The 15,559-nt window shown below is 71.5% G+C and carries 11 protein-coding genes and 1 tRNA gene; 2 read left to right on the top strand and 10 right to left on the bottom strand.

All coding sequences use genetic code 11. From position 1 onward, the window contains the following. Positions 1 to 34: 34 nt before the first annotated feature. The 5 genes from AC3DE3_RS11590 to AC3DE3_RS11570 all read right to left on the bottom strand — a co-directional run bounded on the left by AC3DE3_RS11590 (position 35) and on the right by AC3DE3_RS11570 (position 5,118). Positions 35 to 919, bottom strand: coding sequence for a DUF1542 domain-containing protein (locus AC3DE3_RS11590; RefSeq protein WP_260486585.1), 885 nt, complete (start codon positions 917 to 919; stop codon positions 35 to 37). A gap of 73 nt (positions 920 to 992) precedes the next feature. Further along, entirely contained in the window at positions 993 to 2,174 is a 1,182-nt protein-coding gene (locus tag AC3DE3_RS11585) for an acyl-CoA dehydrogenase family protein (protein WP_488370082.1), read from the bottom strand. Beyond that, positions 2,171 to 3,334: an acyl-CoA dehydrogenase family protein gene (locus AC3DE3_RS11580; RefSeq protein ID WP_488370081.1), complete on the bottom strand. Its 1,164-nt coding sequence runs from the start codon at positions 3,332 to 3,334 to the stop codon at positions 2,171 to 2,173. Before AC3DE3_RS11580 ends, AC3DE3_RS11585 begins: the two co-directional genes overlap by 4 nt. Positions 3,335 to 3,342: 8 nt before the next feature. Then, on the bottom strand, positions 3,343 to 4,146 hold the full coding sequence (locus tag AC3DE3_RS11575) for a crotonase/enoyl-CoA hydratase family protein (RefSeq protein ID WP_488370080.1): 804 nt from the start codon (positions 4,144 to 4,146) through the stop codon (positions 3,343 to 3,345). A 147-nt stretch (positions 4,147 to 4,293) separates the two neighbouring features. Further along, complete coding sequence (locus AC3DE3_RS11570) at positions 4,294 to 5,118, bottom strand: alpha/beta fold hydrolase (protein WP_488370078.1); 825 nt, start codon at positions 5,116 to 5,118, stop codon at positions 4,294 to 4,296. 45 nt (positions 5,119 to 5,163) lie between these two features. Between AC3DE3_RS11570 and AC3DE3_RS11565 the strand changes: the two genes are divergently transcribed. Continuing rightward, the gene (locus tag AC3DE3_RS11565; protein WP_260486581.1) at positions 5,164 to 5,769 is read left to right on the top strand and encodes a TetR/AcrR family transcriptional regulator; all 606 of its coding nucleotides are present in this window, start codon (positions 5,164 to 5,166) and stop codon (positions 5,767 to 5,769) included. A gap of 63 nt (positions 5,770 to 5,832) precedes the next feature. Here AC3DE3_RS11565 and AC3DE3_RS11560 read toward each other — a convergent pair. Together AC3DE3_RS11560 and AC3DE3_RS11555 are read right to left on the bottom strand one after the other, a co-directional pair. After that, positions 5,833 to 5,905, bottom strand: a tRNA-Thr gene (locus AC3DE3_RS11560). 74 nt (positions 5,906 to 5,979) lie between these two features. Further along, positions 5,980 to 7,194 carry a DNA polymerase III subunit delta' gene (locus tag AC3DE3_RS11555; RefSeq protein WP_488370077.1) on the bottom strand — a complete coding sequence of 405 codons (1,215 nt, stop codon included), beginning with the start codon at positions 7,192 to 7,194 and terminating at the stop codon, positions 5,980 to 5,982. 73 nt (positions 7,195 to 7,267) lie between these two features. Here AC3DE3_RS11555 and AC3DE3_RS11550 point away from each other — a divergent pair, with 73 nt between their 5' ends. Beyond that, a complete protein-coding gene (locus AC3DE3_RS11550; RefSeq protein WP_488370076.1) occupies positions 7,268 to 8,839 on the top strand; it encodes an adenylate/guanylate cyclase domain-containing protein in 1,572 nt (523 codons plus the stop codon). A 10-nt stretch (positions 8,840 to 8,849) separates the two neighbouring features. Here AC3DE3_RS11550 and topA read toward each other — a convergent pair whose 3' ends face one another. From topA to AC3DE3_RS11535, 3 genes are all read right to left on the bottom strand, one after another. Next, positions 8,850 to 11,828 (bottom strand): type I DNA topoisomerase, encoded by a 2,979-nt coding sequence (gene topA, locus AC3DE3_RS11545; protein ID WP_488370075.1) that lies wholly within the window; start codon positions 11,826 to 11,828, stop codon positions 8,850 to 8,852. A gap of 133 nt (positions 11,829 to 11,961) precedes the next feature. Beyond that, positions 11,962 to 13,620 carry an alpha/beta fold hydrolase gene (locus tag AC3DE3_RS11540; RefSeq protein WP_488370074.1) on the bottom strand — a complete coding sequence of 553 codons (1,659 nt, stop codon included), beginning with the start codon at positions 13,618 to 13,620 and terminating at the stop codon, positions 11,962 to 11,964. Positions 13,621 to 13,648: 28 nt separating this feature from the next. Continuing rightward, complete coding sequence (locus tag AC3DE3_RS11535) at positions 13,649 to 15,331, bottom strand: alpha/beta fold hydrolase (protein WP_488370073.1); 1,683 nt, start codon at positions 15,329 to 15,331, stop codon at positions 13,649 to 13,651. Positions 15,332 to 15,559: the final 228 nt, after the last annotated feature.

The raw sequence follows: 15,559 nt of genomic DNA, 5'->3' as shown, positions 1-15,559 counted from the left end.
CCGCCGCGGGCGGCAGCGGTCACACGCGGCCCGGTCAGAAGTCGAAGAAGCCGCCGCCGTCGCCGCCGAACAGGCCGCCGTCGAAGAAGCCTCCGCCGCCGTCTCCCCCGCCGTCGCCGCCGCCGAACAGGCCGCCGTCGAAGAACCCGCCGCCGTCGCCTCCGCCATCGCCGCCGTCCCCGCCCATGAGACCACCGTCGAAGAACCCCTCGCCGCCGTCTCCACCCATGTCGCCGCCCATGTCACTGACGTCGGCGCCTCCCTCGCCCACCCCGGACGCGAAGTCCTCACCGGAGTAACCGATGCCCGACATGCCGGCGAACATCATGTTGAACATCATCATCGAGCCCATCATCCACACGCCCGTGGTCAGGGCCGATGCCCACCAGGGCTCGGAGTACCAGCCGGCCGGGACCGGTCGGCCGGCCACGACGCCACCCGGGTAGTAGTGCGGGGTCTCGTCGCTCGGATCGGTCGCGGCCTTCATGGTCCGGCCCTCGACGTCGACGGTGCGGTCCTCGGTCACGCGGCCGGCACGGTCCTGGCCGGGGGTCTTGGGCAGCTCGGGCCCCGGGTCCAGGCCCATCGCCGAGCGCGCGGCGCGCACGTAGTACAGCCCCTCCAGCGCGGTGTCCTTGGCCAGCTGGGCCTGAACGGGGGTGCGGGCGTTCTCCAACTCGGACACGGCCGCCGTGTAGCGCTCCGAGGCGTCGGCCATGGCCTGCTTGGACGCCTCGTCGGTGCCGTCGAGGTTGAACACCTGGCCCCCGAGCCGCTCGACCCACCGGGCCGCCTCGGCCCGGTGATCGGCGAGGTGATGGTTGTGCCGCGCCTCCAGCTGGGTCTGACCCTTGTTCTGACTGCGGGAGACCACGGCGACGGCCACCGCGATCACTGCGGCGATGAGGAGGAATTCCACGACACGACCTTTCTCGGTACTGGTGTCGAGGGTACCGAGATCGCGGCCCGTGGCGCGGGGGCCGGCCCGGGGCTCAGCGGTCCCGGGAGGGCGCGGGACACGCCCGGGTCACGCGGTCGAGCCACGCCGCCCCGGCACCCTCGATCGCGACGCCCCCGACGACCATCGGCCACGCCCCGTCCATCCCGCCGGCCACGGCCGCGTCGGTGAGCAGGGACTCCCAGAACGTGGCGGAGCCGAACTCCCCGCGCCACTGCAGGGCGGGCAGGGTGAGGCGGTGCAGGGTGTGCTCGTGGGTCGTGCCCATCGCGCCGTGGACCTGGTGGGCGTTGCGGACGGCCACGGCCAGTGCCTGCGAGACCACGCTGCGTGCCACGGCCACCCGGAACCCGGACGGCGGGCCGGCGAGATCCGTGGTGAGGGCGTCGGCGACGGCCTGGTCGACCGCCGCGCGGGCGAGGACCGTCTCCGCGGCGATGTCGACGACGAGGTTCTGCACCGACTGGAACCGGGCCAGTGGCCGGCCGAACTGTGTCCGCTCGGTCGAATGGGTGATCGCCGAATCCAGCATCCCCTCGGCCGCGCCGACGCACTGCACCGCCCTGGCCAGTGCTCCCCGCAGGACGGCGGCCTCGACAGCGGCGGTGTCGACCGCGGTCCACGTCGCGTCCTCCGGCGGGCTCACGTCGGCCAGCGGGACCGCGGACACCCCACGGACGGCCTCGACGCCGGTTCGGCCCGTCGGCACCTCGGCGAGCTCGTACCCGCCGGCCCGGCGCCCGCCCACCTCGTCGTCGTCCCCTCCGGCCCGTCGGACGAACAGGACCGTGTCGGTGCCACCCGCCCAGGCCACGCGTCGCGCGTGGCCGTCGGGGCCGATCACCGCGAGGGTCGCCGTCGCCGTGGTGGCGTCATCGAGCGCGGCGGCGCGACGAAGGGGCCCGACGACGAGGTCGGTCTCGGCGTAGGGGACGGCCACCCCCGCGGCCGCGGACAGGCGGAGCAGAGCAGCCGCCTCCGCCCAACCGGCGCCACTCCCGCCGCCGGCCTCGGGGGCGGTGAGCCGGGCCAGTCCCACCTCGACCAGGCTCTGCCACACCGCTGCCGGGTCGGGTTCCACGTCGGCGCCGGTGTGCACGGCGAGGACGTCGCCCATCATCGTGAGCAGGTCCTCGTCGACGACCGGGCCGGCGGTCGCGGCGCGCTGGTCGGCCTGGTCCGCAGACGCGGCGTGCTGGTCGGTGGCGTCGCTCATCGCATCCCCAGTGCTCGCGCGATCACGCCGCGCAGGATCTCGTTGGTCCCGCCTCGGAGCGTGAAACCGGGGCGTTGGTGGAGTCCGGCCCGGAGCAGGTCCGTAAGCTCGGCCGCGGCCGGGTCGTCACCGGGCGCGAACTCGTCGCCCAGGCCCGCGGAGACCGCGTCCACGAGGTCGCCCTCGGTGGTGGTGCCCAGGAGCTTGACCAGGGCGGCGGCGGTGTCCGCGGGTTCGTTCCGCTGGAGGGACCCGGCGATGTTCTGGCTGAGCGCGTGGAGACCGGCCATCCGGGCCACGGACCGGCCGAGGTCCGCGCGGGCGGGCAGCGCACCCGAGGCGACCGCCCCGATCTCGGCGGCGAACACCCGGAACGAGGACAGGAAACGCTCGGGCCCGCTCCTCTCGAAGGCCAGCTCCGAGTTGACCTGCTCCCAGCCGTGGCCGAGGGTGCCGAAGACCATCGAGTCGGGCACGAACACCTCGTCGAGGACGACCTCGTTGAAGTGGTGGTCGCCCGAGAGCGACACGATCGGGCGGATGGCGACGCCCTCGCTGCGCAGGTCGACGATGAACTGGCTCAGACCCGCGTGGCGGTTCGACGTGTCCAGGGGCTCGGTGCGACACAGGGCGATGAAGGCCTCCGCATGCTGGGCGCCGGACGTCCACACCTTGGTCCCGGTGATCGACCAGCCACCATCGACCCGGACGCCCTTCGTCCGCACGCTCGCGAGGTCGGATCCCGAGTCCGGTTCGCTCATCCCGATGCCGAAGCAGCACTCGCCCGCGGCGATCCGGGGCAGGTACTCCCGCTTCTGTTCCTCGTTCCCGTACCGCAGCAGCGACGGCGCGATCTGACGGTCGGCGACCCACTGCGCCGCGACGGGCGCGCCCACCGAGAGCAGTTCCTCGGTCACGACGAAGCGTTCGAGGAAGGTACGCCCGTGGCCTCCGTACCCGGTGGGGATCGTCATCCCCACCCAGCCGCGTTCGGCCAGCCGGCGGGTGAAGTCCTCGTCCCACCTCGTCAGCCACGTGTCGATCCACGGGGTGAGGCGGCCCGCGGCGATCTCCTCGGCGAGGAAGTCCCGCACCTCGGCCCGCAGGGCGGTCATCTCCTCCGTCGCCAGGGTGGTCGGTGGGGCGATTCGGGACGGCATCGGTGCTGCTAGCGGCCGGTGTAGGTGCCGGGGCGCTTCTCACCGAACGCGGCGAGAGCCTCGCGGTGATCCTCGGTGTGATGGGCGAGCGCCTGCATCGTCGCCGAGAGCTCGAGCAGCGACTCCAGCGACTGGTGCTGGGATTCGCGCAGGAGGCGCTTGGCCATCCGCACCGCGTGCGGCGGGTTCTTGGCCACCCGGGCCGCCAGCTCACGGGCGGCGTCCATCAGCGCGTCGTGCTCGACCACCCGGTTGACCAGGCCCCACTCGGCGGCCTGCTCGGCCGTGACCCGGTCCCCGGTCAGGGCCATCTCCGCGGCTCTCGCCGGGCCGATCGCCTTGGTGAGCAGCCAGGCACCGCCGTCGCCGGGGATGATGCCCAGCTGAACGAAGCTCTCCGCGAACCACGCCTTGGTGGAGGCCACCCGCAGGTCGCACATCACGGCGAGGTCGCACCCCGCGCCCACCGCCGGCCCGTTGACAGCGGCCACCACCGGCACCTCGCAGTGGTACAGGGCGCGCGGGATCCGCTGGATGCCCCGGCGGTAGCCGTCGCGGAGCTCGTACGGGCTGCCGCCGAACATCCCGGCCCGGTCCACCATGTCCTTGACGTTCCCGCCGGCGGAGAACGCCGATCCCGCCCCGGTGAGCACGACCGCCCGCACGTCGTGGTCCGCGTTGACCGCCGCCACCTGGTCACAGATCGCGTCGACGATCGCCGGATCCGAGATCGGGTTACGGACGTCGGGCAGGTTGAGCGTCCACGTCTCGATGTGGTCGGCGCGCTCGACGAGCAGGGGCGCAGTGGTCATGGGGATCCTTCTGGTCGCGGGTGGCCATCCCTATCTAACTACCTACCGCCCATGGTGACCCCTCTGGCGGGACCGCGCCCCGAAATACCCGACCACGACCTCGACCGGAGACCGCTCGGGTGGCCGGGCGGTACTTGCCCACGTGCATCAGCGAGCGTCCAGGCCTGCCCAGAACTCGTCAAGAGCCCGGAGGAGCGCATCGGGTTGCTCGAGCGCGGGAATCACCCGGGCGCCCCGCACGGTGACCTCGCGCGCGTCGGCCATGCGGGCGGCGACCGCGCGGGCCTGCTCCGGGGTCCATTCCCCGCGATCGTCCGTCGTGACGAACAGGACCGGGCACCTCACCTCCAGCGCTGCGGAGTTCAGATCAGCGCGGTGGAGGATCGCGGTCTCGATGGCGCGGATCGTCGCCCGGCGCCCGGCCCGGCCGAGCGCGTCACGGAGTAGGTGCACGGCCTCCGGGTCGTGAGCGCGGGTGCGATCCGTGAAGATCGACTCCTCAATGGCGGACCTCACCGGCCCGCGGGGGCCGATCACCCGGTAGAGCGGGACCAGCATGCGGACCTTGCGGCGCAGTGACCTGTCGATCGGGTGAGTCGGTGCACTGACGGCGACCAGACTCCGGATCAGGTCGGGCCTGCGAGCGGCGACCTCGATGCCGACGTGGCCTCCCCAGGCGTTGCCCAGCCAGTCGACGCTGCCCTGCCCCGTCGACGCCCGGACCCGCTCGAGCGCATCGATCGCGGCGTCTGCGCAGGCGGAGATGTCCGTCGCGGCGCGGAGCGGGTCACTCCGGCCACACGACGGCGCGTCGATGAGATGGACCCGGTGGGCTTCTGCCAGCCCCGGCACCACCCTGTTCCAGCTCGTCGAATCAACGAACATGCTGTGCCACAGCACGAGCGGTGGGCCCTCGCCGAGTACGTCGACATGCAGTCGACCGAGCCGCGTGCCCACCAGTCCCGAATCCATATTGACATTACACCGTGTAAATCCAAATCGGTCTAGACTCGGATCATGACCAGGACCTACTCATCGGAGCGTCGAACGGAGCGGGCTCGACAGAACCGGGCGACGGTGGTAGGCGTCGCGCACGAGATGTTCGTCGAACGGGGATGGGTGGCCACGACGATGGCCGAGGTCGCCTCCGCCGCCGGCCTCGCCCGACAGACCGTCTATCAGCAGTTCGACGGGAAGCTCAGCCTGCTCGACGCGTGCATCGACCTCTCCCTGTCGGATGGCGCGGACGTCCCCGTACGCGAGTTGACGGACTACATGAAGATGGGCGTCGGCTCGGTCGGGGACCGCCTGGCGGCCGGCGCAGCGTGGCTACGCGGTGCGCACGAACGGTCAGCCGCCATCCAACACGTCCTGGACGAGGCCGCGGTTGTCGACAGGAACGCCGCGGCGCGGCTGACCGAACGTGAGCGCACCCGCTGGGACGAGGTGCGATGGGCGTCCGGGCTCATCCTCGGCTCCCCGCCTGCCGGGACAGCCGTCGACGCACTGTGGATGCTCACCTCGCGGTCCGTGTGGCTGAGGCTGACCCGCGATCGAGGGTGGACTCCGCACCAATGGGAGGACTGGTTCATCCGCCACGCCCGCGAGGAGCTCGGCGGTTAGACCCGTGGAACGCACAGTGCCCCCGACCTCGGATTCCGAGATCGGGGGCACTGGTTCTGGCGGAGCCGCGTGTCGGAATCGAACCGACGACCTTTTCATTACGAGTGAAATGCTCTACCGACTGAGCTAACGCGGCGAGCCCTTGTGGGGCGACGCAACTATATCCGACCGACCCCCGTCGCCGAAAAACGACCCGCCCCCGCCAGGCTGTCAGCCCAGTGCAGCGCGGATCGCGCCGACCATGGCGGACACCGCGAACTTGGGTTTGACGTTGACCTCGATCGCCGCCCGGCACTCCTGGATCGCCTCGATCGCGCGGAGGATCGCCGCAGCCGGGTAGTGGCCGCCGAGCCTCGCGGCCTCCTCCGCCTTGTCCGGATGGACCGGGTCGACCTCGCGGGCGCCGAGCGCCGACATGAGCGCATCCCGGTAGAACCCCGCCAGGTCGACCAGCGCGAGGTCCAGTGAGTCGCGGGTGGACCGGGTCCGTCGCGACTTCTGGGCCTTTTCCAGTTCCTTGACCGCGCCCGTCGCACCCCGCCCGGCCGACGCGGTGCCCTTGCCGGTGCCACCCGCACCCAACGCGGTGCGGAGCTCCTCGACCTCGCGCTCGTCGGCCTCACTGTTGCGCGCCAGCGCCTCCTGCTCGGCGGAGCTGACGAGCCGGTCCGCGAGCGGGAACGCACGACCGGGATTGTGCATGACCATCGGCAGCTGGAGGACGACATCCCGGCGTTCCCGGGTCGCCTCGTCGGTGGCCAGCCACCGGGCGCGGCCCACGTGCCCCGAGGACACCGACGCCGCCCACCGGGCCAGCTCGGGGTCGATCGGGTCCCCGCCGGCGAGCAGGGCCCGCTCGACCGCCGCCGCGTCCGGCTGGCGCAGTGCGACGTTCCGCGAGCGCGACCGCAGGGTCACCATGATGTCCATCGGGTCGGTGGTCGGCGAGCACAGGAGGAACACCGTCCGGCTGGGCGGCTCCTCGACCACCTTGAGCAGCGCGTTCCCGGACTGCTCGGTGAGCCTGTCTGCCTCCTCGACCACCACGATCTGCCACCGCCCGGTACCGGGACGACTGGCCGCACGGTGGATGGTCTCCTTGACGTCCTTGAGCAGGATGTTCACGCCCTGCGGTGCGAGCAGGTGCACGTCCGCATGGGTGCCGGCCAGCACCGTGTGGCACGCGCGGCACTCCCCGCAGCCGACCACGTCCGGGTGCTCGCACTGCAGCGCAGCGGCGAATGCCATGGCCGCCACGCTGCGACCACTGCCGGGAGGACCGGTGAACAGCCAGGCGTGGACCATCCGGGCGTCCGAGGAGTCCCACCCCTGTCCCGGCACCCGGGCACGGGCGGCCGTCGCGGCAGCAGTCAGCTCCGCCACGACATCGGCCTGTCCGGCCAACCGATCGAACACCCCGGGCATGGCCCCCACCTTATCCCCGCCCACCGACACGCCTGCGTTCCCGGGATGACCGGCGCGAACTAGTCTTGGACCGATGGAACGCTGGGTCAGGTTGTTCAGGTGGCTGTGGGCCACCCCCTGGCCCGTCTATGCCCTGACGATGGTCCAGGCCAACATCATCGGCGCGGTCTTCGTCTTCTCGTTCCTGCGGTTCGTCCTGCCGATGGACCGGTTCCTGGACCTCAACGAGTTCCGCTTCCTCAACCAGAGCCTGTTCATCGGCTACCTCGTGCTGGCCTTCGTGGGCGGCGTCATCGCCTCGACGCTGCTGCTCCTGCCGGTGCTGAAGGTCGACAGGTCGGGCAGGGACTTCGACGGCGCCATCCGCCGACGCACCCTGCGCCTGCCGTTCCACCAGGCGCTCATCTCGGGCGCCATGTGGGTCATCGGGACGTTGCTCTTCGTCGCCGTCAACGTGAGCCACTCCCCCCGGCTCGCCCTCATCGTCGCCGTGACCAGCCTCCTCGGTGGCAGCACGACCTGCCTGATCTCCTATCTCCAGGCCGAACGGATCATGCGCCCGATCACGGTCCGCGCCCTGTCCCGGGGAGTACCGGAGAACCGGCACGTCCCCGGGGTGCGTCGCCGGATCTTCCTGGGGTGGTCGCTGACCACCGTCATCCCGATCGCCGGCATCCTGCTCATCCTCACCGGGCACTGGTTCGGCCTGTTCGGCGACGACCCCGGGCTCATCCTCGTCGCGCTCGCCGTGTTGGCCAGCGTCGCCGTGATCGCGGGCGCGATCGGTATGGGGTTGGTCTCGGACTCGATCGCCGACCCGGTGCGGGAGATGCAGGCGGGCGTCAGCCGCGTCAAGAAGGGTGACCTCGAGACCCGGGTGACGATCTACGACAGCTCCGAGATCGGCCGTCTCGCCCAGGGGTTCAACGAGATGGTGACGGGCCTCCAGGAACGCGAGGCCATCCAGGACCTGTTCGGCCGGTACGTCGGCGAGGACGTCGCCCGCAACGCGCTCGAGCGGGGCACGGAACTCGGCGGACAGGAGCGTCAGGTCGCGGTGCTGTTCGTCGACCTCACCGGATCGACGGAGTTCGCGGCCTCGCATGAGCCCGCCGAGGTCGTGTCGGTCCTGAACGACTTCTTCCGGATCGCGGTCGAGTCCGTCGACACCAACGGCGGGTACATCAACAAGTTCCAGGGAGACGCCCTGCTCGCTGTCTTCGGGGCGCCGCTGGAGATCGAGAACGAGGCCGGTCGCGCGCTGCGTGCCGCGCGTGCGCTGCAGAGCCGGCTCGCGGAGCTGGCCCCGCTGACGGCGGGGATCGGCGTCTCCTACGGCACCGTGATCGCCGGGCACATCGGCCACGCCAAACGGTTCGAGTACACGGTCATCGGCGACCCGGTGAACGAGGCCGCCCGCCTCACCACGCTGGCCAAGATGGAGCAGGGGCACGTCCTGGCCTCGGCGGCCACCATCCACCAGGCCGACGCGCCCGAGGCGGCGCGCTGGGTGCTGGGTCGCAGCGTGGAGCTGCGGGGACGGGGGATCATGACCCAGCTCGCCCGTCCCCTGCGGGCCACCCTCGCGGACCGGTGGCAGGCGGGCGCGGTCGCGCTGCGACCGGCCGAAGACCAGTCCCTCTGACCAACGTGCCTCAGCGGCGCGCGGCGGCCGTCTTCTTGGCCGGCGACGTGCGGGCCGGCGCCTTCTTCGCGGGGGCCTTCTTCGGCGGCGACTTGGCCCGCCGCTCCGAGAGCAACTCCGAGGCACGCGCGTCGGTGAGGCTCTCCACCGTGTCGCCCTTGCGCAGGGAGGCGTTGGACTCGCCGTCGGTCACATACGGGCCGAAGCGGCCGTCCTTGACCAGCATCTGCTTGCCGGAGACCTCGTCGACCCCCATCTCACGCAGCGCCTTGGGGGCGGCGGACTGCCGGCCCCGACGCTTCGGCTCGGAGTAGATCTTCACCGCGTCCTCGAGCGTCACCGTGAACACCGCGTCCTCGGAGTCGAGGGTCCGGGAGTCGGTGCCCTTCTTGAGGTACGGCCCGTAGCGACCGAGCTGGGCGGTGATCTCCTCGCCACTCGTGGGGTCCACGCCCACCACGCGGGGCAGCGACAGGAGCTTGAGCGCGTCCTCCAGCGTGACCGTCGCCGGCTCCATGGACTGCATCAGCGAGCCGGTCCGGGGCTTCGGCCCGGTGGGGCTGTCTGCCTCCTTCTTCGCCCGGCGGGTCACGGCGGCCTTGGCCTTGGTCGCGGCCTTCTTGGCCTCGGCCTTGGCGTCGTCGTCCTTGGCGGCGGCGATCGCGGCGTCGCGGTCGGCGTCGATCTGCTTCTTCTCCGCCTCGGCGTCGGCGAGCACCTTCTTGGCCCAGGCGGCCTTCTCGGCGTCGGTGGCCTCGGGGAGCTTCTCGGTGACGTAGGGACCGTAGCGCCCGTCCTTGACGACGATCTCGTGTCCGGTCTCGGGGTCCACGCCGAGCGGGCGGCCGTCCTGCGGGGTCGAGAAGAGCTTCTCGGCCACCTCGAGCGTGAGCTCGTCCGGGCTCATGCCCTCGGGCAGGTTGGCACGCTGGGATTCCTCGGTGCCGTCCTCGCCGGCGACCATGCGCTCGAGATACGGACCGTAGCGGCCGACCCGGACGTGGACCGGGCGCCCCTCGGAGTCGTCGAACACGCGGATCGAGTTGATGCTGCGGGCGTCGATGGCCTCGAGGTTGACGTCGACGAGGTTCTTCAGCCCCACGGCGTAGTTGGCGTTGTCCTCATCGGCCGAGCCCTTGTCGGCGCCGAAGTAGAAGCGGCGCAGCCAGTCGTCGCGGTTCTCGCGGCCCTCGGCGATCGCGTCGAGCTCGTCCTCCATGAGAGAGGTGAAGTCGTAGTCGACCAGCCTGCCGAAGTTCTGCTCGAGCAGCCCGACCACGGCGAACGCGACCCAGCTGGGGACCAGCGCGTTGCCGCGGACGTAGACGTACCCGCGGTCCTGGATGGTGCGGATGATGCTGGCGTAGGTCGACGGGCGACCGATGCCCATCTCCTCCATCGCCTTGACCAGGCTCGCTTCTGTGTAGCGGGCCGGCGGGCTCGTGGTGTGGCCGTCGGCGACCAGGTCGGTGCCGGTGAGCTGCTGCCCCTCGTCGAGTCGGGGCAGGCGCCGCTCGGCATCGTCCGCCATCGGCTTGTCCGAGGATTCGGAGGACTCGTCGGCGGCCTCGACGTAGGCCTTGAGGAAGCCGGGGAACGTGATGGTGCGGCCGGAGGCGGCGAACGTGGCGCGCTCGTAACCGGAGGCGTTGTCACCGGCGTCACCGCTGATGCGGATGCTGACGGTCGTGCCGCGCGCGTCGGCCATCTGGGAGGCGACCGTGCGCTGCCAGATGAGCTCGTAGAGCCGGTACTCCTCGGCGTCGAGCGCACTGTGGAGCTGCCCGGGGGTGGCGAAGGTCTCGCCGGCGGGCCGGATGGCCTCGTGGGCCTCCTGCGAGTTCTTGACCTTGCGGGTGTACTGCCGCGGGGTGGGTGAGACGTACTCGCTGCCGTACAGCTCCGTGGCCTGCGCGCGGGCCGCGGCGATGCCGCCCTCGGACAGGGTGGTGGAGTCGGTACGCATGTAGGTGATGTAGCCGTTCTCGTACAGCCGCTGAGCGATCCGCATGGTGCGCTCGGACGTGTACCGCAGCTTGCGGCCGGCCTCCTGCTGGAGGGTGGAGGTCATGAACGGCGCGTAGGGGCGCCGTGTGTACGGCTTGGACTCGACGGAGTCGACGACGAAGTCGGCGCCGGTCAGCGCGCCGGCCAGTGCCCGGGCCGCCGGTTCGGCGAGGACGACGGAGTCCTTGGCCGCGCCGGTGGTCTTCAGACGCCCGTCCTGGCCGAAGTCGCGGCCCTGCGCGACCCGGGCGCCGTCGACGGCGGACAGTCGCGCGGTGAAGCTGCGGGGTTCACCGGCGTCCCCGCCGGCGGATCCCTTCGTTGCCAGGGTCGCGGTGATGTCCCAGTAGTCCGCGGCGACGAACGCCATCCGTTCGCGCTCACGCTCGACGATCACGCGGGTGGCCACCGACTGCACGCGGCCCGCCGACAGGCGCGGCATGACCTTCTTCCACAGCACCGGCGAGACCTCGTAGCCGTAGAGACGGTCGAGGATCCGGCGGGTCTCCTGGGCGTCCACCAGGTCGGTGTCCAGCTCGCGGGTGTTCTCGGCCGCGGCGAGGATGGCGGGCTTGGTGATCTCGTGGAACACCATCCGCTTGACCGGCACCTTGGGTTTGAGGACCTCGAGCAGGTGCCAGGCGATCGCCTCGCCCTCACGGTCGGGGTCTGTCGCCAGCAGGAGCTGGTCCACGCCGGCGAGTTCCTTCTTGAGCTCGGCGACCTTCTTCTTCTTGTCGGCGCTGACGACGTAGATCGGTTCGAAGTCGTCGTCCGGGTTCACGCCGAGGCGCGCCCAGGGTTCCTTCTTGTACTTGGCCGGGATGTCGGCGGCGCCCTTGGGGAGGTCGCGGATGTGCCCGACCGAGGCCTCGACCACGTAGTCCGACCCCAGGTAGGGCTGGATCTTGCGCGCCTTGGTGGCGGACTCGACGATCACCAGGCTCCGCTTACCGCCCGATGTTGTCTTCTTGCTCGCCACTGGAGTGCTCCCAACCTGCGCTGATCCGTCGACGACGCCTGTCACCGACCACCGGTCCCGGCTACGGTACGCGTGCCGGGGCCCTTCTATAGGAATTCATACCAGGCGGGATGCCCCCGACGAGAACCGCGCGCTACCAGGGAACAGGCTCCGGCGCGGCCGACAGGTGCAGCCCACCCGCGGTCTCCCCCGTGCGGAGGTACCGCAGGACCACCCCGTCCACCTCGGGGTTCCCGTACCCGAACAACGCGTGTTGGACGCCCCGGACGCGGACGAGGACTCCCCCGGTCGCCTCCGCGGTCAGACGGGCCGGCCCCGGGGGCGTGAAGGGGTCCCCGTCGGACTGCAGGACCAGTGGGCGGACCGCCCCGGCGGGGGCCCGGGTGGCGGGCGGGACCGACGCCGCGGGGAACGGACACGCCAGCGCCCGGTGCCGGAGGTGGTCGACGGTGTCCCCCGAGCTACCGAGCCGTACCGCGAGGTCGAGTGCCGGCTCGACACCCGGTTCCGGCGGGGTCGTGTTCTCGGCGCACCGGAGTATGCCTATATATGTGTCCCGGTCCGCGGTGGTCACCTCGTCGTCGTCGTCATACTCGTCGTCACCGGCGTCGTAGACGGCGGGGACCCGCACCGCCGGACCCGACGCCACCCGGGGCCGCTCACCGACCAGCCACGACAGCTGCGCGGCCTCACCCGGCCACATCGACGGGAAGCCCGCGTTGCGGTCGAGCACCGCGAAGGCCGACTCGCCCACCTCCGACGGCCGCGTGTACCGGCCCCCCGCCGCGCCGATCGCGTCGTCCACCCGGACGCCGAGTCGCGCGACGCCGTCCACCGAGCCGGACAGCGAGCCCGCGGACAGCGACCCGGTCTCCCCGGGCGGCGGGAGGTACCGCCGGGCCCGGTCACCCGCCCGCTGGTCGTGCTCGCGCAACCGCCAGTACACCTGGCGCGCCGTGGTCCCGAGCCCGTAGGCGGCGTCGTGGCGGGCGATCCACGCCAGGAACGCGTCGCGCGCCGGTTGCCGGTGCCGTGCCGCGGTCGCCTCGCTCTGCTTCCACCACGTCGACGACGGCCCCACCGACGAATCCAGCACCAGCCGGTCCAGACTCTCCGGGAAGAGCGAGAGGTACGCCATCCCGACCGCGGTCCCGTACGAGTACCCGAGGAAACCGATCCGCTCGAGCCCCATGAGTTCGCGGACCAGATCGGTGTCGCGCACCACGTTCGCCGTGGTCAGCGACCCGACGAACTCCGGATCCGCCTCGTGGCAGGCCCACGCCCGCGCGGTGTAGGGCATGTCCGCCCCCATGCCCGGGCACGCCGTCTCGCCCGCCTCGACCAGCCCGCGGGGCTGCACCGCCACCAGGTCGTGGGTGCGGTTCAGCTCGTCGACCGCCGTGTCGAACCAGCGGTCCACGGCGTCGATCCACATCCCCCGCGCGTCGATCCCCGGGCCGCCGGGGTTGCCGAACAGCACGCCGGTGCGCTCACCGGTCGCGGGGATCCTGGTGACGGCCACGGTGAACGTCCGCCCGTCCGGGTCGGCGTGGTCGACGGGCACCCGCACGTCCGCGCACTGCACGTCGTGGCGCGCCTCGGCGGGATCCGGGTCATGGTCCGGGTCCCGGGGGTCCACCGGTATGCAGGGACGCCAGTCGATCCCCTGCCCGCCCGCCGACGGGGCCGCGGTGGCGACCGCGGGCACGGTGAGCATCCCGGCGAGGACCCCCGTCACCACCGTCGACGCCAACGCGGTGACGAGGGCGGGCACGGGCGGGCCCGCGGTCACCGCTCCTTTCCCCTCGGCGCCGGGCCCGTCACAGGGGCCCGCCCACCGGAACCGGGCCCGGTACGGGACGCGGGGTGTCGAGATACTGCCCCGGCGCCACCTCACCGGTGCGCAGGTAGTACAGGACCACCTCGTCGACGGCCCGGTTACCGGAATCGAAGTGGCAGTGCACGGTCCCCCGGATCCGGACGAGCGTGCCGCCGGTGGCCGTCGCCGTCCGCGGGCCCAGCAGGCCGGGCGTGTTGGGGTCGTGGTCGGACTGCAGGATCAGCGGCGCCGCGCCCATCTCGTTGGCCTCGATGCGCGGCGGGACGGCCGAGGGCGGGTACAGGCAGTAGCTCGTCTGCTCGGTGAGCGCCCAGACGTCCTCGTTGGTGCTGCCCGCGGAGTCGCTGCTGCCGAGCTGGGCCGGGGCCAGCAGGTTAGTGCGGGGAGCGGCGGTCTCGTTGCAGTTGAGGATCGTGAGGTACGTCTGCTGGTCGGAGGTCAGGGTGGGCCTGGCGTTCTCCTCCTCGAGCTGCTCCTCCAGCTCCTCCGGTGTCGCGGCGACGGCCGCCGCGCCGTGCAGCTTCTCCGCGATGGCCGAGGCGATGTCAGGCCACGCATCGGGGACCCTGCTGTAGGTGTCGAGCAACCGGAAGTAGCCCACGGCGTCGTCCGGCATCGCGTCGAACGCCCCGGTCGAGGCGAGGGCCGCGTTCTCCGCCCGCACCGAGCCGGTGCCCAGGACATCCAGCGAGCCCGTCGCCGACGACCCGGTCGACACCGACCCCGGGATGGCGTCGCCCGGCTGCGCGGGAGGCGGCAGGAAGCGGGTCGCGGCCGCCCCCTCGGACAGGTCCAGCTCGTGGATGCGGCGGTACACCTTCAGCGGGGTGTCGCCGAGCCCGTACACCTCGTCGTACTCGGCGATCCACGCCAGGACGTGGTCGCGGGCCTGGTGCCGGTTCGCCGCCTGCAGACGGTGGAACTCGTACCACCAGGTGTCGGTGGGGCCGACCGAGGAGTCGAGGACCATCCGGTCGATGCTCTGCGGAAACAGGGTCTGGTACATCATCCCGATGGCGGTGCCGTAGGAGTAGCCGAGGAAGGAGATGGTCTCCAGCCCCATGCGTTCGCGCACGATCTCGTGGTCCCGGACCACGTTCTCGGTGGTGATGGAGCGCACGAACTCCGGGTCCGTGTCCATGCACGCCTTGGCCGCGGTGTTCAGGTCGACGACAGCCGGGTCGTCCCCCTCCGGGGACTGCTCCGGCAGGCATTCGAGCGCGCCCGACCCCTCGAGTCCGCGGGGCTGGACGATCACCAGGTCGTGGGTGCGGCGGATCTCGTCGATCGCCGAGTCGTCGTCCCTGTCGAGCGCGGTGTACCAGAGGGTTCGGGCGTCGCCGCCCGGGCCACCCGGATTGGCGAACAGGGCGCCCTCGCGCCCGCCCGTGGCGGTGATCTTGCGGACCTCGACCCCCACCGTGCGTCCGCCGGGGTCGGCGTGGTCGACGGGGACGTCGACCGAGGCGCACAGGACATCGGCGCGGGGGAGGCCATGGGCGGTGTCCTCGGGCGAGTCCGCAGGGCACAGGGTCCACACCACGGTGTCAACCCCGGTCAGGGTGGGAGCGACCGAGGGCGCGGTCGAGGCCACGGGCGGGAGTATGACGACGACGAGGGCTGCGGCCGCGGACACGGCCGCACACCGGATGAGCGCATTCATGGTGATGAGTTTCTCATCTGCAGTGCTCGCCCGTTCAGCTTCCCCTGGCAGAGGGGTCCGACTGGCAGGGATAGACAGATCGGTCTAGGCTCCGTGGAGACGCCACGACGTGGAACTGGAACCTGTTACAGTCCGAGAACACGATCGCGGCCGTGGGCCACGCCGAAATCGGCGTACCGTCGATGGCTGAACGGGAGCCGCGACTCGCCCCGACTCATCACGATTCTC

The organism is Dietzia sp. IBK-p2-16D (assembly GCF_057773085.1).
Note: the sequence above shows the minus strand (reverse complement) of the source record. Positions and strands in the feature narration are given on the sequence as shown.